Raw genomic sequence first — 22,588 nt, 5'->3', positions numbered from 1 at the left:
GTGGCGGATTGTCGCAGGGGGCCTCCCGCCTCCGCGAAGGAGGCGGGAGGCCCGCCGCAGTCGTCCCGGTCCTACTGGAACCGGTAGGTGACGCCCAGGCCCCACATGCGCGGCGCGCCGGCGATGAAGGTCGGCAGGCCGAGCGAGTCGCCCGTATTGCCGGCGTCGATGATGTAGGTCTCGTCGGTGACGTTGGTGACGAAGGCCTCCAGCGTCAGCGGATAGGCGTCCGGCGTCCAGGAGGCGCGCAGGTTCAGCAGGCCATAGCCCTCCTGCACCTCGTCCTGGATGTTGTCGGCGACGAAGACCCGCGGCGGCTGCTGGAAGCCGGGCAGGTCGTTGCTGTCGTCGAAGAAGGTCTCCGACTGCCAGCTGTAGGACGGGTTGAAGGCGAAGACGCCGCCCGCCAGGCCGAACTCCCAGTTGGCCGAGAGGCTGACCTGGTGGTCCGGCGACAGACGGAAGCTGTTGCCGTCATAGGCGCCGCCGTCGAAGCGGGCGTGGCTGTAGGCGTAGGTGCCGTGCAGGGTCAGGCCGGGGGCGGCGGAAATCTCCGCCTGGCCTTCGAAGCCGTAGGCCTTGGCCTTGCCGGCGTTGGTGGTGACGAACAGCGTGCCCTGCTGCTCGATCGTCTGGAAGTTGTCGTAGTCGTAGTAGTAGACCGCGCCGTCGAGGCGCACGCGCCCGCCGATCGCCGTCTTGGCGCCGATTTCGTAGGAGTCGACCGTCTCGGCCTCCACCTCGGCGAAGCGCGGGGCGCCTTCCGGGGCGGCGGGGCCCGCCACGGCCAGCACCTCGGGCCGACGGCCGCGGGCGTAGCTGGCGTAGAGGTTGGCGTCGTCCGACAGGGCGTAGCGGCCGACGACCCGCCAGGTGAAGCCGTCATATTCCAGGTCCTGCTCCACGACGCCGCCGTTGCCGGCGGTCGGCTGGAAGGTCAGGCCGAAGAGCGGCAGGGCCGTGGAGGGCAGCTGCTGGACGATCGGCAGGGAGAGGCCGCCGATCAGCGCCTGGGCCTGGGCCATGCCCTGGGCCGTGCCGCTGCCGGCCAGGCCGGCGGCGCCCAGGACGCCGCCGAGCACGCTGCGGCCGCCGACGACGCGGGAGCCGAAGCCGGTGGTCTTCTCATCACGGGTGTAGCGCAGGCCCGCCGACAGCTCGAAGCGATCGGTGACGTCGAAGGTCACGTCGCCGAAGACGTCGTAGGAGGTCAGCTCGGACAGGTTGGTCACCTCCTCCACGTGATCGGCGCGGAGGTTGTTGGCGAGGGCCAGGGCCTGGGTCGGGGTCAGGATCAGGCGGTTGCCGCTCTGCGCAGCCACCAGGCCCGTCAGCAGCTGGCTGGTGAAGGCCGGATTGGTGAGCAGCGCCATGGGCGCCGGCGTCGTGGCCGGCAGGCCGGTGCGGGCCGCCGCCCCGTTCAGCTGCCCGGTGACGGTGGCGAGCGCCAGGCGTTCGTCGAACTGGATCGGCAGGCGAGCGCGGCCGTCCTCGTGGAAGACGCCGGCGCCGACGAAGCCGCGCATGCGGCCGCCATTGTCGAAGTTCAGGCGGAACTCCTGGCTGAACTGCTCGCCGATGGCGTCGTTCAGGCCGGTCAGGATCGGCAGGCCCAGACCATCGGGATCATACACTTCTTCGGAGTCGAAGCGGCGGGCGGCGGTGATCGAGTTCAGCGTCAGCGTGTCGGAAAGCTCGAAGGCGGCCAGGCCCGTGACGCTCCAGACCTTGCGGTCGACACCGAGATCCATGCCGTTCTGGAAGCTGGCCGGGGCGACCAGGGCCGCCGGATCCCACGGATCGCGCGAGGCGAGCACCTGGGCCGTCGCCGGATCGGTCGGGGAATAGCCGCCCGACTTGAAGGCCGTGCCCGCCGGGTGGTCTTCCTGATAGTTGACGATGAAGTCGAAGTTGAAGGCGTCGGTCGGGTTCAGGTTGAAGGCGATCCGGCCGGCGATCGTGTCCACCGACTGGAAGTCCTCGCCGCCCAGGGCGTTCTCCACATAGCCGTCGCGCTGGCGGACGCGGCCGGAGAAGCGGATGGCGGCCGCATCGGTGATCGGCAGGTTCAGGGCGGCCTCGCCCATGCGGTAGCCGTAGTCGCCGCCCTCCACCGTGACATAGCCGTCGACGGCGGCCGGATTGGCCTTCTTCTGGATGATGTTGACGCCGCCGATCAGGGCGCCGCGGCCGAACAGGGTCGATTGCGGGCCCTTGGCCACCTCCACCCGCTCCAGGTCGAACAGCTCCACATAGGAGCCCTGGGCCTTGGAGATCGACACGCCGTCCTGGAACACCGAGACGCGCGCCTCGGAGAAGGGATCGGTGGAGTCCGAGGTGATGCCGCGCATCACGAAGCCGGGATTGTTCGGGGACTGGTCCTGCACCAGGAAGCCGGGCGTGAAGTCGGACAGGTCGGCGAAGTCCTGCACGCCCAGCTCGTTCAGGCGCTCGTCGCCATAGGCGGTCAGGGACAGCGGCACGTCCAGCGACTGCTGCTCACGCTTCTGAGCGGTGACGACGATCTCTTCGAGAACGGTGGAGTCCTGCGCATGGGCGACGCCGGCGGCGGCCATGGCGAGGACGCTCGCAGCGGCGAGGAGCCGCGCAGCGCGATTGGTCATTGTCTATCCCCAGTGTCTTTGCACGGGCCGCGATGGGAGGATCGCGCCCAGCCTCCGCGCCTGCCCCGGTTACGCGACAGGACGATGAAGCTGCCCGCCGCCAGGGCGGCGAACCGTTACAAATTCAGGGGTTGTGGCCGGCGAGGCGCAGTTGCGCCGCTTTGCCGGGCGCCCGCCGCGCGCCTCCGAAACCGGCGCTATGCGAAGAGCGCCCTCACGACTCGATTTCGAAGTAGGCCCGCTCGCCGCCCTCGGTGTGGGCGACGACGATGATGCGGATGTCCGAACCCTCGGCCAGCTTCAAGGTGAGCCGTCCCTGGCGGAAGGCGTCGCGCAGCAGTTCGGCCGGTCCGGTCACCTCACCCTTGCCCACGCGCATCTTCTCGTCGCTGCGGAAGTCGTATCCCACCTTCTCGATCACACCGGGATAGATGAGCAGTCCGTCGTCGACGCTGGTGCGGGAAAGCTTCATGAGGTCTTGGTCTCCGGGTCGTTGAAACTGCGGCGTTCGAGGCCGGGGCGCGCCTTGTCGAGAAGCTGGACCACCCATTCCTCCTGCGGCACGCCGTCGGGCGGCGAGCGCAGAGCCGCCTCCAGCACGGCGCTGTGCACCAGGCCGTAGGCCTCGTTGAGGTCGTCCGACATCCTTTTCGCCCGCGCCAGCAGGCTGGGCTGAAGCGCCCAGATCACACGACGTTGCGAATACTCGTTCAGACTCATGGCTCGATCCCCGCTCGGGGAAGGGCGCGCACCGATCGGGGCCCGCGTCCTCGGACTCTGGCGCGCACGGCCGTTCTGGCCGCGCCCGGCGCCGGGCGGATGCGCGGCCAAGTCGCCGCGCCTGGAAATGGGCGCCTGAATCAGGAACGGCTGGAACGCTCATGCGTTCCGCGAAGCTTTGGTGAATTTCCGCCGGCCGTCAGACGCGGCCGGTCACCGGCACCAGGGCGCCGGTGACGGCGCGGGCGGATTCGGAGGCCAGGAACAGGATCACGGCCGCCAGGTCCGCCGGGGCGACCCAGGCCGCGAAATCCGCATCGGGCATGTCGGCGCGGTTGGCCGGCGTGTCGATGATCGAGGGCAGGACGGCGTTGACGGTGATCCCGTCCGCCTTGAGTTCTTCGGCCAGGCTTTCGGTCAGCTTGTGGACGGCGGCCTTCGAGGCGGCATAGGCCCCCATGCCGGCGGCAGCCTTCAGGGCCCCCGCGGCGCCCACATTGACGATCCGTCCGGCGGGGCTGGCCTTCAGCAGCGGCAGGGCCGCGCGGCTGGCGTTCAGCGCCGTCCTCAGGTTCATCGCGAAGAGGCGGTCCCACTGAGCGGGATCGCCCGCCTCCACCGTCTGCCAGCGGAAGCCACCGGCGATGTTGATCAGGGCGTCGAGGCCGCCGAAGCGGTCGGCCACCTGATCCATCGCCGACTGGGCCGCGGCCGGATCGGCCAGGTCGACCCCGGCCACCACCAGGGTCTGCGCGCCGCAGGCCTCCACGAGCCCCTCGGGGGGGCGCGGGGCGTGTTCGATCAGCGCCAGTCGGGCGCCCTGGGCGGCGGCGGCCGTGGCGACCACCTCTCCCAGGACCCCGAAGGCGCCGGTGACGGCGACGACTCGGCTCATGGAGCCGAACCTATCAGAGACGCTCCACGATCGTCACGTTGGCCATGCCGCCGCCTTCGCACATGGTCTGCAGGCCCCACTTCTTGTTGCGGGACTTCAGCGCATGGACGAGCGTGGTCATCAGCTTGGTGCCCGAGGCGCCGAGCGGGTGGCCGAGCGCGATGGCGCCGCCGTTGACGTTCATCCGCTCCGGATCGGCGCCCGTGCGCTGCAGCCAGGCCACCGGCACCGAGGCGAAGGCCTCGTTGACCTCGAACAGATCGATGTCGTCGATCTTCATCCCGGCCTTCTTCAGCGCCATCTCGGTGGCCGGCAGCGGAGCCTCCAGCATGATCACCGGGTCATGGCCCATGACCGACAGGTGGTGGATGCGCGCGAGCGGGGTCAGGCCGAGCTCCTTCAGCGCCTTTTCGGAGACGATCATCACGCCCGAGGCGCCGTCGCAGATCTGGCTGGAGGTGGCCGCCGTGATCGCCCCGCCCTCAGCCAGCAGCTTCACGCCCCGGATGCCGTCCAGGCTGGCGTCGAAGCGGATGCCTTCGTCGACCGTGTGGTCGCTCTCGGCGCCGGCCTCGTCCTTCACCTTCACCGAGACGATCTCGTCCTTGAAGGCGCCGGCCTGGGTCGCGGCGATGGCGCGCTGGTGGCTCTGATAGGCGTACTCGTCCAGCTGGTCCTTCGACAGGCCATACTTCTTGGCCATCATCTCGGCGCCCATGAACTGGGAGAACTGGATGTTGGGGTAGCGATCCTCCATCCGCGGGCTCTTGTACTGGCCCATGCCGGCCTTGGCGGCGAGCGCGGCCGAGGAGCCCATCGGCACCCGCGTCATGCTCTCCACGCCGGCGGCGATGACCACGTCCTGGGTGCCGCTCATCACCGCTTGCGCGGCGAACTGCAGCGCCTGCTGGGAGGAGCCGCACTGGCGGTCGATGGAGGTGCCGGGCACGCTCTCCGGCAGCTTGGAGGCCAGGACGGCGTTGCGCGCCACGTTGATGGCCTGTTCGCCCACCTGCATGACGCAGCCCATGACCACGTCCTCGACCCGGGCCGGGTCCACGCCCGTGCGATCCACCAGGTCGTTGAGCACCACCGCGCCCAGGTCGACCGGATGCCAGTCCTTCAGCTTGCCGCCCTTGCGGCCCCCGGCCGTGCGGGTGGCCGCCACGATATAGGCTTCGCCCATTGTTCCGCTCCCTTGCGAAGCGCGCCCGCCACAGGCGCGTCGCCGGGCACTCTAGGGAGGCGCCGCGAGGGAAGCCAACGGCCTCGCGAAGGCTTGTTCGGCCAGGCGCGAACCGGGCGTCGGACCGAACGCGCGCTGACCAAGAAACCAGATCGGGACGAAGCTAGACCGGAAGGACCACGCCCGGCTGGGCGGCGTCGAGCCTGAAGGTGGCCGGCAGGACGCGCTCGTTCGGCTTCTGCAGCTTCAGCGCCTTGGCCCCGCGGGCGACGGCCAGCTTGCCGATGTTGCCGGGGCCGAAGCCGGGCGCCAGCCGCGGCCGGAGGCCTGCGCGGCGACGCAGCACGCCGTTGGCGTAGATGACGTTGGCCCGCATCAGCGCCTGGGGCGTCATGAATTCCATGGACAACGAGACGTTCAGCATCGGCCCGTTGGTGATCCGGTGCGGCGCGTTCTGGGCCCAGGTGACCATGCGGCCGGGAACCAGCTCCACCGCCTGGGCGCCGGCGTCCCAGGCCGGATCGAAGGCGAACTGCTCGGCCGTCTCGCGCAGGACGATCTTCTCCAGCGCCTCCTCGCCGACGAACGGCGCCTTGGGCGGATAGACATAGACCTGCTTCACGCCGCGGATCTGCCAGAGCGACACGAGCGGCACATCCAGATGGTAGAAGACCTGGGCGTTGGCCGAGGAGATCAGCAGGCCGACGTCGCGCTTGAAGGTCTTCAGGCCCGGCGTCATCGCCTCCTTCTCGGCGAAGACCTCGTCGGCCAGGTCCGCATAGGGCTTCAGATAGAGATTGGCCTCGCGGAGGTTCAGCCAGATGCGGCCGGTCTTGGCGGCCTCGAGGAGCTGTTCGCCCGACAGCCCGTCGGCCGAGCCCTTGCGCCAGGTCGTCCAGTCGGTCGGATCCTCGCCCATGGTGAAGACGCCCAGGCGGGCGCGGGGATAGGCCTCCAGCGCCGCGGCCAGCCCTTCGTCAGTGAACAGCGGACGTTCGTGCAGGTCGTGCGCGAAGGAGAGGGTCTCCCTGCCGAAGGCCTTGGCCTTCTCGTCGGTCCAGTCCTTGAGGATCATGGGGTCTTCTTCGTCCCGTCAGGCGGCGCTTCGGCCGTAGAATTCGATCTTGAAGGGCCCCCACCACAGGGTCTTGCCGAGGCCGCGGGCGGCCCGGTCGAGGGTGAAGGCGAAGTCGGGGGCGCGGATCAGCCACTTGAGCCCCGCCAGCAGGCCGAAGACGCCGGCCTGGACGAGGCCCTGCCCCATCCAGAAGGCGAGGCCGAGCCTGTCGGGCGGGTCGGCCGCGGCGCAGGCGGCCGACGGCCCCTGGCCATAGGCGAAGGCGCGGCGGATCGTGTAGCCGAGGCTGAGCCGCGCCGGCACGGGATCCTCCCAGACCCAGGCCTCCGGCGCCCAGGCGAAGCGCGCGCCGTTCGCCTTCATCTGGCCGAACAGCAGGTCGTCCTCGCCGCCGATGTGGTTGCGGACGGCCGAGAAGGGCCGCTTCGGATCGGGCAGCGCCGCGCGCCGCAGCAGGCTGTCGCCGCAGCCGTAATAGTGGTCGATCAGCCCCGCCTCGGGCGGTCCCTGGCGGGAGAAGAAGGTCTCCAGATAGTCGCGATGGCGCGTCACCCCCGCCGGGGCGCGGCCGCGGACGGGGCCGAAGACCACGTCGGCGTCGAAGCGCGCCTGGGCCGCCAGCAGGGCCGCGAGCCAGCCGGCCGGGGCCTCTTCGTCGTCGTCCAGGAAGGCGATGAACTCGCCCCTCGCCTGTTCGAGCGCGGCGTTGCGGGCGTTGGCGACGCCGGGCTCCGGCTCGTGCACATAGACCACCGGAAACGGCGCCTCGGCGGCCAGGGCCGCCGCCATCGGTTGCGCGGACGGCGTCTTGTCGTTGTCGACGATCACCAGTTCGAGGTCGGCGAACGGCGCGCCCGTTTGCCCCAGGATGGACCGCGCCGCCGTCTCCAGGCCGGCGGTCCGCCGTTGGGTCGGAATGACGACGCTGATCCTCATGGCTCGGCTACCCCTCCCGTTGAGCTCCGCTGCGGGCCTTGGCCGCGACCGCCGCGGCCATGCCGCGCACGCGGCCTTGCAGGGTCTGTTCTAGGGCCGAGATGGTTTCGAAACGGCGCCTGACGCGGCCGACGATCGGACCGCCGCCCGCAGCGGCCAGCTTCCAGGCGCCGTCGCCCATGCGGGCGCCCAGGCCCGCGAAGCCCGCGGCGGACGCCGTGCCCTCGGCGATCTCGCGCCGCGAAAGGGCGAAGGGCGCCTTGTAGTGGGCGTGCCCGGGCCCGAGGTCGTAGGTGGTCAGCTTCAGGCCCGGCATGGCGGCGATGGCGCGCAGGAAGAAGAGCTGACCCGGCGACCAGGCGGCCATCTCCGGATCGGTCGAGGCGATCCAGGGGTGGAACACCGCCCCGAGCCTGACGCCGAACTGGCCGGCGATCAGACGCCCGCCGACCCGCAGCGTGATCATCAGCCCCTGGAAGTCGCCCTCGCGCGCTTCGAAGAGGTTGCGCAGCAGGGCCTGCGTCCAGGCGGGCGACAGGAAGTCGTGGGCGCCGGTGCGGACAAGCTGCTCGCGCTTCCAGGCGAGCAGCTGGTCGAAGGCCGCAGCGTCCCCGTCCGGCGCCGTGAGGCTCAGGGGGCCGACCTCGCGCTCGATCTTGTGCTCCAGCCGGCGGTAGTTCTTGAAGCGCTTGGGGCTGTCGGCGCGCAGGGCCTCGAGATAGTCCTCCGCGCTGCTGTCGAGGCGGATGACGAACGCCTCCTGCCCGGCCGTGACGTGGCGCTGGAACAGGCCCTGGGGATCGACCAGGCCGCTGAAGCGGAACGCGGGCAGCCCCGCGGCCGCCAGGGCTTCGGAGGGCCTCAGCGAACCGTCGCCGACCAGGCCGTGATAGTCCGACAGCGGCGCCCCGATGGGCCGCGCCGCCGCACCTGGCCGACGATGATGGGCGAGGAAGCCGACGGCCTGGCCGTCGCGGCGCCAGATCGCCACCCGCGCATCGCCCCGCACCGCGCCGACCGCGCGCGCGAAATCGGGGCCAAGCAGCGGCGAGCCGAAGGCCTCATGACGGGAGGCGAACCGCCGCCATCGGGCCTCGTCCTCAGGCGAGAGCTCGGCCGGGTGAATGATCTGCGTCGACAGCATGGGGCGTCCAAATCCGGGCCGTCCCACGAAGGGACCGGCGCCCGTCCGCCCTGCAAGCCTCAGGCCGCCTCAGACGCCGAAAAGCTCTGCCGCATAAGGGTTTGCAACCAGTGCGCGTCCGTCTCATCGAAGGCCGCCTTCTGGTCGGAATCGACGTCGAGCACGGCCATCAGCCGGCCCGCGGCGTCGAACACCGGAACCACGATCTCGCTGGCCGAACGGGCGTCGCAGGCGATGTGGCCGGGGAAGGCGTGGACGTCCTCCACCACCTGGACCTGTCCGGTCGCCGCCGCCGTCCCGCACACCCCGCGCCCGAAGGCGATGCGCAGGCAACCGAGCGAGCCCTGGTAGGGGCCGACCACCAGTTCGTCCGGCTTTTCCGGATCGACGACGTAGAAGCCCGTCCAGAAGAAGTGCTCGAAACTCGCCGCCAGCATCGAGGCCACGGTGGCCATGCGAGCGGTGAGATTGCGCTCGCCGTACAGGACGGCGGCGATCTCCTGGGCGAGCGCCTCGTAGCGGGCGGTCTTTTCTTCAGGAAGGATGAGGTCGTTGAACGCTTCGGCCATGGGCGGTCTCTAGCCCAGGCGCAGCCGGCGCGCGAGAGGTCACGCCGCGACGGCGGCGCGGGCGGCCCGCTTGCGCCGGATGAGGGACTCCAGCCCGCGGACGAGGCGGGCGGCGCCGGCGGCGTCATGCTCGTCGGCCTCCAGGATGCGGCTCAGCACGTTGAAGTGTTCGCCCACCACTTCGGCGTCGCAATGCTCCATGCCGCCCACCTCCTCGGCGTAGCGAAGCAGGGCGTCGGAGGCGCGCTCCAGCATGCGGTCGCGCACCTGGCGGGCGCGGAAGCGCGTGTGCTGCATCACCCGATAGGTCATCTGCAGGGTCGCGCGGTCCACGCCGCCGCGCGTGGCGATGAGCCGGCGCATGGCCTCCAGCTCGACGCTGATGGTTTCCCGCGCCGCCCGGCGTTCGACGATGTCGACCACTTCCTCGGGGTCGTTGGTCCGGCGCAGCGGGCCGCTGTAGCTGAGCTCGGTCCGCCGGCGGCGATCGGGGCCGATATAGGCGTTGGACACGATGAACGGCCGCGGCTGGCTCAGGACCAGCTGGATGCGCGACAGCAGGGCGGCCGGCGTGAAGGGCTTGATGACGAACTCGTTGACCCCGGCCTCGCGCGCCTCCTCAACCTCGCGGGCGCTGCGGTGGCCGGTCACCATGATGACCGGGACTTCGGGGTTCGGCACCGTCGGGTCGGGGCGGACGGCGGCCATCCGGATGAGGCGCGTCAGTTCCAGCCCGTCCATCAGCGGCATCCGCCAGTCGGTGAAGACGATGTCGGGCGCCCGGCGGGCAAGCTGCTCGCGGGCGGACAGCCCCTCGGGGGCCGAGAACACCTGGCCGACGCCGGCGGCGCGCAGCACGTCGCTCATCAGACGGACCGTGTTCGCGTGGTCGTCGACGACGAGCACCTTCAACGAGGCCAGGGCCTCGCCGGCAACCTCGGCGCTGGGTAGCTGTCGTTTGGTCATGGCCCCTTCCCGTGCGGGTCATGCTGCGCGGGAAGGGCTTGAAATGCGGTTTATGGTCTAGGTTAACGCCCCCGGTCAGGACGGGCGCACCTGCTTGCGGAATTCCTCTTCCGTGCGGTCGTAGCGGTCGGGGTGGCGATACTCCTCCCGCGTGGCCTGCTCGGTGAGGGCGTCGTTGCGGCGGTTGCGCGTGTAGTAGCGGAAGGCGCCGTACGCGATGGCCAGGCCCAGAAGCGCGGCCCCCACGACGAACAGGACTTCCCAACTGAAATAGGACATGTCGGCCTCCTTGCCCAACCAACGGTTGGTGGGGGGCCAAGTTCCGACGAAGGGCCCGGCTCAGGGCGATGCGAGCGGCAGCCGCACCTCGGCGCACAGCCCGCCTTCGTGCCGGTTGAACAGGATCAGGTCCCCGCCCTGAGCCTCGGCCAGGCCCCGCACGATGGCGAGACCGAGACCGGCGCCGCCGGTGGCGCGGTTTCGCGACGCCTCCAGCCGCTCGAAGGGCGCGCCGAGGCGCGACAGCTGGTCGCCGGGCACGCCGGGCCCCTCGTCGCACACGCTCAGCACCGCCCGGCCCCGCTCCGTCCGCAGGCCCAGCTCCGCCGAGCCCCCGTAGCGCACCGCATTGTCGATCAGATTGTTCGCCATCCGGCGGAAGGCCAGCGCCGGGACCAGCGCGCGGACGCCCTCGCCGGGCGTCAGGACGACGGCGTCGCCCAGCTCGCGCCGGACCTCGACGAGGGTCTCCAGCTCCGCCCGCAGATCGAGGGTCGCCGCCGGACCGCCCGCGCGCCTCAGCTGGGCGAACAGCAGGGTGTCGTCGATGAGCGCGCTCATCTCGTCCAGGTCGCGGACGGCCTTCTCCCGCTGTGCGTCGTCTCCGATGAATTCGGCCCGCAGGCGCAGCCGCGTCAGATAGGTCCGCAGGTCATGCGCGATGGCGGCCAGGAGCCGCGTGCGGTCGTCCACAAGCCCGCGGATGCGCCCCTTCATGGCGTTGAAGGCGAGCGCCAGCTCCCGCAGTTCGCGGGGCCCGCGCAGGGGAATGTCCTCGGCCTCCATCTCGTCGCCGAACCGGCGCACGGCGGCGGCGAGATCGGCCACCGGGCGCGTCGTCTGGCGGACGGCCAGCATAAGCGTGACCAGCATGAGCAGCGCCACCATCGCCATGGCCAGGGCGCCCCGGGCGAGCAGCCCCCGCGCCGCCTCCGCCGGCCGGCGCTGCATGACCAGGATCGAGCCGTCGTCCAGCTGCACCGACAGCCGGACAGCCGGGCGGCGGCGGGGCGCTTCGGGGCGCCAGTCCGCCAGGCGCTCGTCGATCTGGAACGCGCGCTCGCCGAGGGCCGCGGCGTAGCGCCGGTAGCGGTCGTCCTCGCGGACGACGAAGCGCGTCCCGGGCAGACCCTGGGGAAAGGTCTGCGACAGCCGCATGGCGATGACCGAGGTGTTGAGCGCCCGCACCACCCTGGGACGCGCCCGCGGATCGCTCGCCTCGACGGCTTCGACGATGGCGGCGGCCTCCTGCGGAAGCGGCAATTGGAAGAACCGGACCCCGCCGCCGGGCGCCGGCCAGGCGAGCGCGATGGCGACCACCAGCAGCACCGCGGCCGAGCCGCCCAGGAGGATGCGGGTGATGCGGCTCGAGAGGCTGTCGGCGATCAGCATCAGGCCATGTCCGGCTCGACCTGGGCGCTGAACAGATAGCCCCCGCCGCGCACCGTGCGGATCAGGCCCGAACCGTCGGCCGGGTCGTCCAGCTTGCGCCGCAGCCGGCTGAGCTGCACGTCGATCGTGCGGTCATAGGGGGCGGCGTTGCGGCCGCGGGTCCAATCCAGCAGCTGGTCGCGGCTGAGCACCCTCTGCGGATGGCGCAGGAAGCAGACCAGCAGGTCGAACTCGCCGCCGCTGAGCGAGACGTTGCGCCCGTCCGGCGCCGTCAGATCGCGGCTGCCCAGGTCGAGACGCCACCCCTGGAAGCTCATCACCTCGCGCGGCGTCCGGGCCGCCGCCGGCGGCGCGCCGCGCGTGCGGCGCAGGATGGCCCGGACGCGGGCCACCAGTTCGCGGGGATTGTAGGGCTTCGCGAGATAGTCGTCGGCCCCCACCTCCAGGCCCACCACGCGGTCGATGTCGTCGCCCTTGGCGGTGACCATCAGGACGGCCGTGTCGCCGGTGGCCCGCAGCCGCCGGCAGAGCGACAGGCCGTCCTCGCCCGGCAGCATGATGTCGAGAAGGACGAGGTCCACGCGGCGGCGTGCGACCAGGCGCTCGAAGACGGCCACGTTTTCGCATGGCGCGACCTCGTAGCCCTCCCGCGAGAGGAGGCCGACGGTCAGGTCGCGGATCTCGGGGTCGTCCTCGACGACGGCGATGAAGGTGTTGTCGACGGTCATGGCGTGTCGCCCGAAGCTGCCGCAGCGGGCGGCCGCCGGGAAGCCTCGCCGTGGCGGGCGATACACTTCGTTACAGACCGCAACGCCGCCGACATGGGCCCTTTTCGAAGCCGGCGTCCAATGCGGGCCATCGACGGCGCGCCGCCGACCCACCGGAGGACACGATATGACCGCCCGCAATCTCGCCCTGGCCGCCGGCGCCTGGGCCGCACTCTCCACCCTGATCGTCGCCCTGCCCGCCGAGGCCGGCGCCTGGGGCCGCACCGTCAACGTCCAGGGCCCCAACGGCCGGGGCTATGTGCAGTCCCAGAACGTCAGCCGGCAGGCCGGCGCCGTGAGCGCCAGCCGCAGCACCCAGACGAACTACGGCTATGGCTCGGCCCATGCCCGGGGCGCGACCTGGGGCGGCGGCGTCTATCAGGGCGGCGCCAGCCACAGCTACAACAGCGGCGCCTATGCGGGCCGCAGCACCACCGTCGTGGACAATGGCGACGGGACGGCCAGCTACGACTACTCGCGGACCGGCTTCAACGGCCAAACCACGACCGCTTCCGGCACGATCGATCGCGCCCGCTGAGCCGCAACTCTTCCCCAGCGACGCGGCCCTCCCGGCCCGTTCTTCGGGCCGCGCGGCCAGCCCCCGCCGCGCGGCCCCTTCTTTCGCAAGGATCACCGATGCAACGCCTCATCCTCGCCGCCGCAGCCGCCGCCGCCATCGCCGCGCCGGGCTGCGCGTCCGCCCGCCAGGGCCCCGACCTGTTCGCCGACGCCGACCTCAACCGGGACGGCGTCATCACCCTGGCCGAGTTCCAGGAGGCGCGGGGGGCGCGGTTCGACAAGCTCGACCGCAACCGGGACGGCGTCGTGCGGATGTCGGACTTCCCGTCCTTCATCCACGGTTCGCCCCGCGGCCAGCAGTTGCAGCGGATGATCGGCATGGCCGACGCCAATCAGGACGGCGCTCTGACCCGCAATGAGCTCCTGAAGTCCCCCGCCGTCGCCTTCACCGCCGCCGACGTCGATCGCGACGGACGGGTCACGGCGGCCGAGGCCGCCGCCGCGCGGGCCAAGACCGAGCAGATGCGCGCGGCCCGCTGAACCGGCCTCGGAGGAGAAGTCGATGTCACGCCTGATGCTTCTGGCCGCCGCGGCTTGCGCCCTGGCCGCCAGCCCGGCCCTCGCCCAGGACGGCAACCCGCCGGGACCTCGGGGCGGGCCCGGCACGAACTGGGAGAACCCGCCCGGCTGGCGCGGCGGGCCCGGGACCTCGCCCGACCGCCGCTTCGTCATCGACGGCCAGGTCTATGTCTTCGTCGCCAAGCCGGGCGGGTACTATTTCCACCCCCGCTATGGCTACTGGCACCCCGCCTATGGCTGGTGGAACCAGGCCCTGCGCTGCTGGGCCGATCTGGACGGCAACCCGCCCGGCCCACGGGGCGGACCCGCCACCAACTGGGAGAACCCGCCCGGCTGGCGCGGCGGCCCCGGCGCCTCCCCCGACCGCTACGGACGCTGCCGCTAGTCGCCTTCCGGCGGCAGGGCGTAGGCCACGACATAGTCGCCGATGGGCGTCTCCATGAAGTGGTGCCCGCCGGCCATCATGACCAGGAACTGCCGGCCCTCGACCTCGTAGGTCATGGGCGTGGCCTGGCCGCCGGCCGGCAGGGCGTCCTTCCAGACCGTCTCGCCGGTGCGCAGATCGATGGCGCGGATCAGGTCGTCGGTGGCCGCGGCCACGAAGGCCAGGCCGCCCGCGGTCACCACCGTCCCGCCGTTGTTGGGCGTGCCGATGGTCAGGGGCAGCATGGAGGGCACGCCGAACGGACCGTTCTTCCGCGCCTCGCCCAGGGGACGGTCCCAGAGGGTGCGGCCCGTGGCCAGGTCGATGGCCCGGATACCCCCATAGGGCGGCTCCTTGCACATCATCTTGGTGAAGGGCACGCGCCAGCCAGGATTGATGTCGATGGCGTAGGGGGTGCCCTCCTGCGGCACGCCGGCGCTGGGATCGCCGCCCGAGGCTTCCGGCGAGTCGATCGGGACCCAGCCGCGCGCCTTCGCCTCCTCGCGCGTGATCAGCTTATTGAAGTTGGGCATGTTGTTGTAGTTGGCCACGATCACGCCGCGCGTGGGATCGATGGCGATGCCGCCCCAGTCGGAGCCGCCGTTGTAGCCGGGATACTGGATGAACCGCTTGTGCAGGGTCGGAGGGGTGTAGAAGCCCTCATAGAAGGCCTGGCGGAACTGGATCCGGCACCACAGCTGGTCGATGGGCGACATGCCCCACATGTCCTTCTCGGTGAGGTCCGGGAAGCGCAGGTTGTGGAAGCCCGAATGCGGCTGGGTGCGCGACAGGTTCTGCGGCTCCACCCCGGCGATGGGGACGGGCCGCTCCTCGACCGGAGTCAGCGGCCGGCCGGTCCGCCGGTCCAGGACATAGATGTCGCCCTGCTTGCTCGACAGCACGATGGCCGGCACGTCGCCGCCGGCGGTGGGGAAGTCCACCAGCGTGCCCTGGGCGCCGAGGTCGTAGTCCCAGACGTCGTAGTGGACGGTCTGGAAGCGCCAGGCGGGACGCCCCGTCGTCACGTCGAGCGCGACGAGGGCCGTGGAATAGAGGTTCGACTCCGGCCGCCGGTCCGCGCCGTAATAGTCCACCGCCGCATTGCCCATGGGCAGGTAGACGAGACCCAGCTCGTCGTCGCCGGAGGTGGTGGTCCACATGTTGGGCGTGCCGCGCGTGTAGGTCTGGCCCTCGGGCGGCAGGCCGGTGATGGCGGGATTGGCCAGGTCCCATGCCCATTCCAGCTCGCCGGTCACGGCGTCGTAGCCGCGGATCACGCCGGAGGGGGCGTCGCGGCGCTGGCCGTCCAGCACCTGATGGCCCATGACGATCACGCCTCGGACGATGGTCGGCGGCGCGGTGACGGCGAAGAAGCCGGGCGTCGTGCGGCCGATGCCTTCCAGCAGGTCCACCTCGCCGCCCTGGCCGAAGTCGGCGCACGGCTGGCCGAGCTTGGCGTCGACGGCGATGATGCGGCCATCGAGGGTGCCTTCCACGATACGCGTCTTGCAGGCCGCGTCGTCGGGCAGATCGGGCGCCTCGTAATAGGCCACGCCGCGGCAGGAGGCGCTGTAGGGAATGGCGTCGTCGGGCACCTTGGGATCGAAGCGCCAGCGTTCGCGGCCGGTGGCCGGATCGACGGAGATCAGGATGTTCTTGGCCGAGCAGAGATACAGGCTGTCGCCCACCTTCAGCGGCGTCGTCTCGGCGGCGTACTTGCCCTTGGCCTGCTCGCTCGGCAGGTCGCCGGTGCGGTAGGTCCAGACCTTCTTCAGGTCGCCGACGTTCTCCGGCGTGAACTCGCTTAAGGGCGAATAGCGCTGGGCGGTATAGGCGCCGCCATAGGCGGGCCAGTCGGCGCCGACCTGGAGCCCGCCCGGCGACGGCGGCGGCTGCGGCGCGGCGGCGCGCAGTTCCGGCGGCTCGCCGTCCGGATAGGCCGGGGCGGTCTGGGACTGGACGAGCCCGACCCAGGCCACGGCGGCGAGGGCGGCGGCGCCCAGCGCCACGGGCGTCCAGATCCATGCTCTGCGGCGCCCGGTCAGGACCGGCAGGGCCAGCACCACGAGCATCAGAAGGACGGTCGGGGCGATCACCCGCGGCACGAGCGCCCAGCCGTTCAGACCCACTTCCCAGAGCGCCCAGAGCAGGGTCGCGACATAGACCCCCAGATAGATCCAGAAGCCCAGAACGCTGCGCAGGATCAGGAAGACGCCCGAGGCGATCAGGCCGATCCCGGCCAGCAGGTAGTAGGGCGAGCCGCCCAAGCCCAGAAGCCAGCCGCCGCCGAAGGTCAGGACGGCCCCGACGAGCGCGATCAAGGCGCCCAGAAGGATGACCGCCCAACGGGCGACGGGGTTGCTGTGATCTTGCCCTGGCATTCATCCCCACTCCTGTCCGACGGCGGACGCGTCCGCCCACCCGGTCGGCCAACGGCGCGGACGCCGAGTTGTTCCCGGCCGGCGACGGCGCCGTTCCCCTGTCACCGATTGCGCAAGATCAAGGCGGACCTTTCGGATAGGGTCGAGCTTCGGCGCGCCAGCGAACGGAGGCCTCCTCCATGTCCCTGCTTTCTCCTGCCGCGCGGATGCGTCAGGTTCTCGCCCTGCTCACCGCCGTCCTCGCCGTCTCCGCCGCGCCGCTCGCGGCCCAAGCGGTGGAGTTCCGCACCGGCCGACAGGTCGAGATCACTGGTCCCTTCGAGGACGTGCTCTTCGTTTCGGGCGATCGGATTCGGCTCGCGCCGCAGAGCGAGGACGACGTCTTCGCCGCCGCCGAGACGATCGCGTTCGACGGGGGCCGGGCCCTCAACCTGTTCCTCGCCGCCGGCCAGGTCCGGTTCCAGGAGGGTCAGGCGCGCGACGCCCTGCTGCTCGGCCGCGACATCGACTTCGAGGACGGCGTGGTGGCCGACGACGTCTACGCCGCCGGCCGCAATGTCCGCGTCGGCCCCGGCTTCGAGGTGGGGGGCACGGCCTTCCTGGCCGGACAGACGGTGACCACCGAAGGACCTATCGCCGGCGAACTCCGCACGGCGGGCGAAACCGTCCGCATCGAGGGATCGGTCAGCGGAGACGTGGTCGTCTACGCCCAGAGGCTCGAGATCGGCCCCGGCGCACGCATCGGCGGCGACCTCACCTATGAGGTCAGCGAGGTCGAGATCTCCCCAGAGGCGGTGATCAGCGGCCGCACGGTCGTGCAGGAACCGCGTGAGCCGAAGCGGCAGGCGGCGCCCTCCCCCTGGGCCGCCGTCCTTGGCGGCGTGTTCTGGAGCCTGGCGGTGGGCGTGGTCGGCGGCGGCCTTCTCACCTTCGCCCTGGCCATGCTCTTCCCGGGATTCATGACCGCCGCGGCGGGCCGGATCGCCGAGCGGCCGCTGCCGACCCTGGGGCTGGGCTTCCTCCTGGCCCTGATCGCCGTCCCGCTGATCGCCGTGCTGTTCGTGTCGGTGATCGGCATCCCGCTCGGCCTGCTGGTGATCGGCCTCTACCTCGTCGCCTGGCCTGCGGGTCTGGCCGCCTTCGCCTATGGCCTGGCCATGATGGTCCGGCGGCTGGCCGCCCGGGGCGTCGGGGCCGAGCCCCCCGGCCTCTGGGGGAAACTCGGCTGGTCGCTGGCCGCGACCGCGCTGATCTGCCTGGTGGGCGCCATTCCCATCGTCGGCGGCTTCGCCTGGCTGCTGGCCTGGATCCTGGGGCTGGGCGCCCTGGTCGCCGCGGGCCGCGAGGCCCTGGCGCGCGGCTGAGAGGATCGGCCAGAGCTTCGAGGCCGACCGTCGGCGCGCGCCCCGGCCTGAAGCCTACCAGTCGACGCCCGTGCGCAGCGTGACCAGGGTCTCGTCGACGTCGGGCCGGCCTTCCCGCTCGGTGCTTGCGCGGATGAGATTGGCCGAGATGCGCACCCGCGTGATCGGCAGCCAGTTCACCACGGCGCCGAAGGTGGTGAGTTCGCCGCCCGTGACGGCGTCGTCGGAGAGGTCGACCTGCGTCACCCGCAGCCCGGTCTCCAGCGCGCCGAAGCCCCCGTCCCCCAGGGGCCGGTCCGGGCGGATTCGGCCGAACACGCCGTCGGCGGCGTCGTAGGGCCGCGCCTCGCCGGTCCAGCGCCAGGCCGCCTGGGCCGACCAGCCGGCGAAACGGGGCGAGGCGAACGGCCCCTCATAGGCGATCGATCCCCCCTCCAGCTGCAGGGTCAGGGGACCGGCGCCGTAGCCGAGTTCGCCGCCCAGGAAGAGCGCTTCGTCGGCCAGGAAGCCGCCGGTGTCGATGATGCGCGGCGCGCGGCCCGTCTCCGGTCTCTGCGACAGGCGCACGTCGCCGTTGGCGTCCGAGGGCCGCAGGAAGTAGCTGGAAAGCGCCACGTGCAGGGCCGGCTCGCCCGGCAGGAGGTCGCGGTGTCCCCGCAGGGCGACCAGCCAGGCCTCGTCCCGCTCGCCGTCGAGGGCGGCGTCCTCCTGTTCGCCGAACGCGCCGCCGCGCAGGCCCCAGTCCTCGCCCGCATAGTTGAAGGCGAGCCCCAGGCGGCGTCCGGGCGCGAAGGTCCCGGCATAGGCCGAGCGCTCCAGGAAGACGGTGTAGGCGTCCGAGGTCAGCTCGTCGGCGGTGATCGGCGGCTTGAAGTGCCCGACGACAAGCTCGAGATCCGGCGTCGCCTGATAACTGAGGGCCACATCCTGCAGGCCCACCTCGGCCCCGCTGAAGTCGGCCTCGGCCACGTAGGCGAAGCCGTTCCCGAGCTTCCCCTGCGCGCCGAGGTAGAAGCGCCGCACCTCCGTTCCGGTGGCGCGCGAACCGTCGTCGTCATTGTAGACGAGGGCGTCGAACTGAGCCCGGCCGCGGATCCTCGGCGGCTCCGCGGCGGCCCGGACCTGCGTCTTCGCCGGCGCGGCCGGCGCGGGCGCCGGCGACGACGCCGCCAGGGCGACGGGGGGCGCGGCGGGAGCCGCCGGGCGCGCCGTCTCGCGGCCCGCGGTCGACGGCGCGCGAGCGGCCTCCAGCCGGAGCAGCCGCGCCTCCAGTTCCCGGATGCGGGCCTCCTGCGCCTCCAGGCGCGCGGCGACCTCGGGCGGAAGGTCGGTCTGGGCGGCGGCCGGCGCGGCGAAGGCGAGGCTCGCCGCGCCGGTCAGCAGCAGGGTCTGTGCGCGGGTGAGACGGTGGGCCATTCCTCCCTATACTGATCACCTGACGCCGGCGCCACACTCGGCGGGAAAGAACCGGGCGCGGGCGCCGGGCGCCGGTTGCGCCCGCCGGTCAAAGGGCCTAGTTGAAACCGGTTCTCAAATTCAGCCGCCCCCATTCCGCATGAACCGCAAGACCGTCCGCGCCTGGTCCTTCGCCCACAAGTGGACGAGCCTCGTCTCGACGGCCTTCGTGCTGATGCTCTGCCTCACCGGCCTCCCGCTCATCTTCCATCACGAGATCGACGACCTGCTGGGCGCGCATGGCGCATGGACGCCGCCGCCGGAAGGCGCCCCTCTGACCAGCCTCGATGCGGTCCTGGCCAGCGCCCTGGCCGAGCGCCCTGGGGAGGTTCCGATCTTCATGTCCTTCGACGAGGACCGCCCGGTGGTGAATGTCACCACAGGACCGAGCGCAGCCGCCGCCGAAGGCCAGATGCACTTCGCCTCCTACGACTGGACGAGCGCGGCGCCCCTGCCCCCGCATCCCGAGGGCGGGGTGATGGACGTGCTGCTGAAGCTGCACACCGACATGTTCCTGGGCCTGCCCGGAATGCTTTTCCTCGGCCTGATGGGCCTGCTGCTGTTCGCCGCCGTCGTGTCGGGCGTGGTGCTCTACGCCCCGTTCATGAAGAAGCTCGATTTCGGCGCTTTGCGGCTGTCCCGGTCCCGCCGGGTCAAGTGGCTCGACTACCACAACCTGCTGGGCGTGGTGACCGTGGCCTGGCTGTCGGTGGTGGGACTGACAGGCGTGATCAACACCTTGTCGACCCCCATCATCGCCTATTGGCAGGCCGACCAGCTGGCGCAGATGACGGCCCCCTATCGCGGCCTGCCGCCGGCGCGGGCCGAGGCCTCGATCCAGGCGGCCGTGGACGCGGCCAAGGCGGCGCGGCCCGGCGCCTGGGTGCAGTTCGTGGCCTTTCCGGGCGGATCGTATTCGACCGAGCACCACTACGCCGTCTTCATGCAGGGCGGCACGCCGCTGACCAAGCACCTGCTCACCCCGGCGCTGATCGACGCGCGGACGGGCGAGCTGACGGCGATCCGCTCCATGCCATGGTACGCCCAGGCCCTGCTGCTCTCGGGCCCCCTGCATTTCGGCGACTATGGCGGCCTGCCGCTCAAGATCCTGTGGGCCCTGCTCGACATCGTCACCATCGTGGTGCTGGGCAGCGGCGTCTATCTCTGGCTCAGCCGCCGCCGCGCGCCCGCCACCGATCCGGTCGTCGCCGAACTGGAGCCTCGCCCCGTCCTGGCGCCGGCGGAGTGACGCCGGTGCGCAGACGCTCGCCCCTGATGCGAATCTTCGCCGCGCCCCTGGTGATCGGCGTGGCGAGCGCCGTCGGCCTGGTGGCCGCGCTCACAGGCGACGGCGTCGCCGACTGGGTGTCCTGGATCGCCCTGACGGTCCCGCTGGCGGCGGTGATCTGGGCCCGCGCGCGGCGCGCGCGCTAGGCCTGCGACCGTTCGTCCGGCGTCGCTTAACGTATTGGAGTAACTCGGGTCGGTACATTGGCCGCAAGTGAGGCCGCCCATGATTGCACGCCTGTTCGACGCCGGGTTCGACGCCTCGGCCCGAGAATCCTTTCAGCGCAAGCCGATCCGGCTGGCGCTGGCCGTGGTCCTGGGGGCGATCTTCGGGCTGGGCCTCGGCTGGCGGCCGACGGCGATCTGGCTGGGCGTCGTGCTGGCGGTCGAGGGCTTGAGCTGGTGGCTGAACCGCCGGCGCCCCTATCCGGAGGTCGCCAGCCACCAACAGCGCCTGCGCCACAGCCTTTCCGTGCTGGTGATCGGCGCCCTCTGGATGGCGCCCGTGGCCATGATGTGGCTGAGCGGCGATCCGGCCCTGCAGACCGCGGCGGCCGTCCAGTGGATGGCGAACCTGTTCTACGCCCAGCTCTATGTGGGCCGGTCGCGGGGCTACACCCTCCTGATGGTCGCGCCGATCGTGTCCATCGCCCTGGTGCTGAGCGTCGGTTTCTCCCCGCACGTGGGCGTCACCTCCTGGACGGCCCAGCTCGTCGTGGTGCTGGCCCTGATCAACGCCCTTCTCGGCCTGGCCGACGTCATCAACCGGGCCGACCAGCTGCGGCAGGCCACCGCCAAGATTGAGCAGGAGCGCGCCGCGGCCGAGGCCGCCAACGCCGCCAAGTCGGCCTTCCTGGCCATGATGAGCCACGAGCTCCGCACGCCGATGAACGGCGTGCTCGGCATGGCCCACGCCCTGCGCGGGTCACGGCTCAGCGCGGCCCAGCGGGGTCAGGTCGACCTGATCCTGGAAAGCGGCGCCGGACTGATGACCGTCCTCAACGACGTGCTCGACCTGTCCAAGATCGAGGCCGGCCGGCTGGAGCTGCTCAGCGCCCCGGTCGATCCGCGCGAGCTGATCGAGCAAGGCTGCCGCGTCTGGCTCGACGCGGCGGCGGAAAAGGGCGTGACCCTCGCCTGGTCGGTGGACGAGGCCGTGCCGGCGGCCATCGAGGTGGACGCCACGCGCCTGCGCCAGATGCTGCACAACCTCGTCTCGAACGCGCTGAAGTTCACCAGCGAGGGCGGCGTCACCGTACGGCTGGAGCGGTCCGGCGGGCGGATGATCCTGTCGGTGACCGACACCGGACCCGGCATCCTGGAGGAGGTTCAGGCCCGTCTCTTCGAAGCCTTCACCCAGGCCGACGCCGGCATCAGCCACACCTATGGCGGCACGGGTCTCGGCCTGGCCATCACCAAGCGGCTGGCGGGACTGATGGGCGGCTCGGTCGGCCTCCGCAGCCAGGTGGGCCAGGGCTCGACCTTCTATGTCGATCTTCCGCTGATCGAGGCGAAGAGCCTGGCCGCCGCCCCTGAGGCGACTCCGGAGACCTGCGAAGAGGCCGCGGAGCCGCCGGCCGCGGGCCGGGCGATCCAGGTCCTGGGCGTCGACGACAACGCCACCAACCGCGCCGTCCTGGGCGCCCTGCTCAAGGCGCTGGGCGCCGAGGCAGTCCTGGCCGAGAGTGCGGTCGAGGCCCTGGAACGCATGGAAGGCCAGGCCTTCGACCTCGTCCTGATGGACATCCACATGCCCGGCATGAGCGGCGAAGACGCGCTCCAGGCGATCCGGGCCGGCCGCGGCGGCCAGCCGGAGGTTCCGGTCGTGGCGCTCACCGCCGACGCCATGGCGGGCGACCGGGAACGGTTCCTCAGGCTGGGCTTCGACGAGCACCTGGCCAAGCCGCTTTCGCCCCAGGCCCTGGCGGCCGTCCTGGCCGCCTGCCAAGGCCCGGGCCAGCCCCTCTCGGCCGCCGCCGTGGCTTGACCTGGGCGCCGGCCAGGGCCGAACCTGCGCCGACGG

22 protein-coding genes are annotated in these 22,588 nt (G+C 71.4%); 7 read left to right on the top strand and 15 right to left on the bottom strand.

Features of this window, described 5'->3' with window-relative positions; translation table 11 throughout:
* Positions 1-71 precede the first annotated feature (71 nt).
* The 13 genes from H2041_RS14785 to H2041_RS14725 all read right to left on the bottom strand — a co-directional run bounded on the left by H2041_RS14785 (position 72) and on the right by H2041_RS14725 (position 12,517).
* A complete protein-coding gene (locus H2041_RS14785; protein WP_293413914.1) occupies positions 72-2,624 on the bottom strand; it encodes a TonB-dependent receptor in 2,553 nt (850 codons plus the stop codon).
* A 214-nt stretch (positions 2,625-2,838) separates the two neighbouring features.
* A complete protein-coding gene (locus tag H2041_RS14780; RefSeq protein ID WP_293413912.1) occupies positions 2,839-3,096 on the bottom strand; it encodes a hypothetical protein in 258 nt (85 codons plus the stop codon).
* On the bottom strand, positions 3,093-3,344 hold the full coding sequence (locus tag H2041_RS14775) for a hypothetical protein (RefSeq protein WP_293413910.1): 252 nt from the start codon (positions 3,342-3,344) through the stop codon (positions 3,093-3,095). The genes H2041_RS14780 and H2041_RS14775 overlap by 4 nt, the downstream gene beginning before the upstream one ends.
* Before the next feature lie 199 nt (positions 3,345-3,543).
* Positions 3,544-4,239 carry an SDR family NAD(P)-dependent oxidoreductase gene (locus H2041_RS14770; RefSeq protein WP_293413908.1) on the bottom strand — a complete coding sequence of 232 codons (696 nt, stop codon included), beginning with the start codon at positions 4,237-4,239 and terminating at the stop codon, positions 3,544-3,546.
* 13 nt (positions 4,240-4,252) lie between these two features.
* A complete protein-coding gene (locus tag H2041_RS14765) occupies positions 4,253-5,425 on the bottom strand; it encodes an acetyl-CoA C-acetyltransferase (RefSeq protein WP_293413906.1) in 1,173 nt (390 codons plus the stop codon).
* Positions 5,426-5,588: 163 nt separating this feature from the next.
* Positions 5,589-6,500, bottom strand: coding sequence for a hypothetical protein (locus H2041_RS14760; protein WP_293413904.1), 912 nt, complete (start codon positions 6,498-6,500; stop codon positions 5,589-5,591).
* Between the two features lie 18 nt (positions 6,501-6,518).
* Positions 6,519-7,439: a glycosyltransferase family 2 protein gene (locus tag H2041_RS14755; RefSeq protein ID WP_293413902.1), complete on the bottom strand. Its 921-nt coding sequence runs from the start codon at positions 7,437-7,439 to the stop codon at positions 6,519-6,521.
* A gap of 7 nt (positions 7,440-7,446) precedes the next feature.
* Positions 7,447-8,583 (bottom strand): GNAT family N-acetyltransferase, encoded by a 1,137-nt coding sequence (locus H2041_RS14750; protein ID WP_293413900.1) that lies wholly within the window; start codon positions 8,581-8,583, stop codon positions 7,447-7,449.
* A gap of 59 nt (positions 8,584-8,642) precedes the next feature.
* On the bottom strand, positions 8,643-9,152 hold the full coding sequence (locus H2041_RS14745) for a GAF domain-containing protein (protein WP_293413898.1): 510 nt from the start codon (positions 9,150-9,152) through the stop codon (positions 8,643-8,645).
* Between the two features lie 39 nt (positions 9,153-9,191).
* Positions 9,192-10,118 carry a response regulator gene (locus H2041_RS14740; protein WP_293413896.1) on the bottom strand — a complete coding sequence of 309 codons (927 nt, stop codon included), beginning with the start codon at positions 10,116-10,118 and terminating at the stop codon, positions 9,192-9,194.
* A 75-nt stretch (positions 10,119-10,193) separates the two neighbouring features.
* Entirely contained in the window at positions 10,194-10,397 is a 204-nt protein-coding gene (locus H2041_RS14735) for a hypothetical protein (protein WP_293413894.1), read from the bottom strand.
* 60 nt (positions 10,398-10,457) lie between these two features.
* Positions 10,458-11,789, bottom strand: a complete 1,332-nt coding sequence (locus tag H2041_RS14730) for an ATP-binding protein (protein WP_293413892.1) — start codon at positions 11,787-11,789, stop codon at positions 10,458-10,460.
* Positions 11,789-12,517 carry a response regulator gene (locus H2041_RS14725; RefSeq protein ID WP_293413890.1) on the bottom strand — a complete coding sequence of 243 codons (729 nt, stop codon included), beginning with the start codon at positions 12,515-12,517 and terminating at the stop codon, positions 11,789-11,791. The genes H2041_RS14730 and H2041_RS14725 overlap by 1 nt, the downstream gene beginning before the upstream one ends.
* A gap of 166 nt (positions 12,518-12,683) precedes the next feature.
* On the opposite strand from H2041_RS14725, the gene H2041_RS14720 reads away from it, so the two are divergent.
* The 3 genes from H2041_RS14720 (at position 12,684) to H2041_RS14710 (ending at position 14,039) form a co-directional block, all read left to right on the top strand.
* The gene (locus H2041_RS14720; RefSeq protein WP_293413888.1) at positions 12,684-13,094 is read left to right on the top strand and encodes a hypothetical protein; all 411 of its coding nucleotides are present in this window, start codon (positions 12,684-12,686) and stop codon (positions 13,092-13,094) included.
* Positions 13,095-13,192: 98 nt separating this feature from the next.
* Positions 13,193-13,615 carry an EF-hand domain-containing protein gene (locus H2041_RS14715; protein WP_293413886.1) on the top strand — a complete coding sequence of 141 codons (423 nt, stop codon included), beginning with the start codon at positions 13,193-13,195 and terminating at the stop codon, positions 13,613-13,615.
* Between the two features lie 22 nt (positions 13,616-13,637).
* Entirely contained in the window at positions 13,638-14,039 is a 402-nt protein-coding gene (locus H2041_RS14710; protein ID WP_293413884.1) for a hypothetical protein, read from the top strand.
* On the opposite strand, the gene H2041_RS14705 is transcribed toward H2041_RS14710, so the two are convergent.
* Positions 14,036-16,459: a membrane-bound PQQ-dependent dehydrogenase, glucose/quinate/shikimate family gene (locus H2041_RS14705; protein WP_293413882.1), complete on the bottom strand. Its 2,424-nt coding sequence runs from the start codon at positions 16,457-16,459 to the stop codon at positions 14,036-14,038. The two genes, H2041_RS14710 and H2041_RS14705, sit on opposite strands and share 4 nt — an antisense overlap.
* 179 nt (positions 16,460-16,638) lie before the next feature.
* Between H2041_RS14705 and H2041_RS14700 the strand changes: the two genes are divergently transcribed.
* Positions 16,639-17,823: a hypothetical protein gene (locus tag H2041_RS14700; RefSeq protein ID WP_293413880.1), complete on the top strand. Its 1,185-nt coding sequence runs from the start codon at positions 16,639-16,641 to the stop codon at positions 17,821-17,823.
* A 54-nt stretch (positions 17,824-17,877) separates the two neighbouring features.
* Here the strand turns inward: H2041_RS14700 and H2041_RS14695 are convergent, their stop codons facing one another.
* Positions 17,878-19,239 (bottom strand): porin, encoded by a 1,362-nt coding sequence (locus tag H2041_RS14695; protein WP_293413878.1) that lies wholly within the window; start codon positions 19,237-19,239, stop codon positions 17,878-17,880.
* A gap of 139 nt (positions 19,240-19,378) precedes the next feature.
* On the opposite strand from H2041_RS14695, the gene H2041_RS14690 reads away from it, so the two are divergent.
* The 3 genes from H2041_RS14690 (at position 19,379) to H2041_RS14680 (ending at position 22,552) form a co-directional block, all read left to right on the top strand.
* Positions 19,379-20,527, top strand: a complete 1,149-nt coding sequence (locus H2041_RS14690; protein WP_293413876.1) for a PepSY domain-containing protein — start codon at positions 19,379-19,381, stop codon at positions 20,525-20,527.
* Between the two features lie 5 nt (positions 20,528-20,532).
* Positions 20,533-20,712: a hypothetical protein gene (locus H2041_RS14685; RefSeq protein WP_293413874.1), complete on the top strand. Its 180-nt coding sequence runs from the start codon at positions 20,533-20,535 to the stop codon at positions 20,710-20,712.
* Between the two features lie 79 nt (positions 20,713-20,791).
* A complete protein-coding gene (locus tag H2041_RS14680) occupies positions 20,792-22,552 on the top strand; it encodes an ATP-binding protein (protein ID WP_293413872.1) in 1,761 nt (586 codons plus the stop codon).
* Positions 22,553-22,588 lie beyond the last annotated feature (36 nt).

The organism is Phenylobacterium sp. (genome assembly GCF_013911965.1).
GTDB lineage: Bacteria > Pseudomonadota > Alphaproteobacteria > Caulobacterales > Caulobacteraceae > Phenylobacterium.
This window is presented reverse-complemented; position numbering and strand designations above follow the sequence as displayed.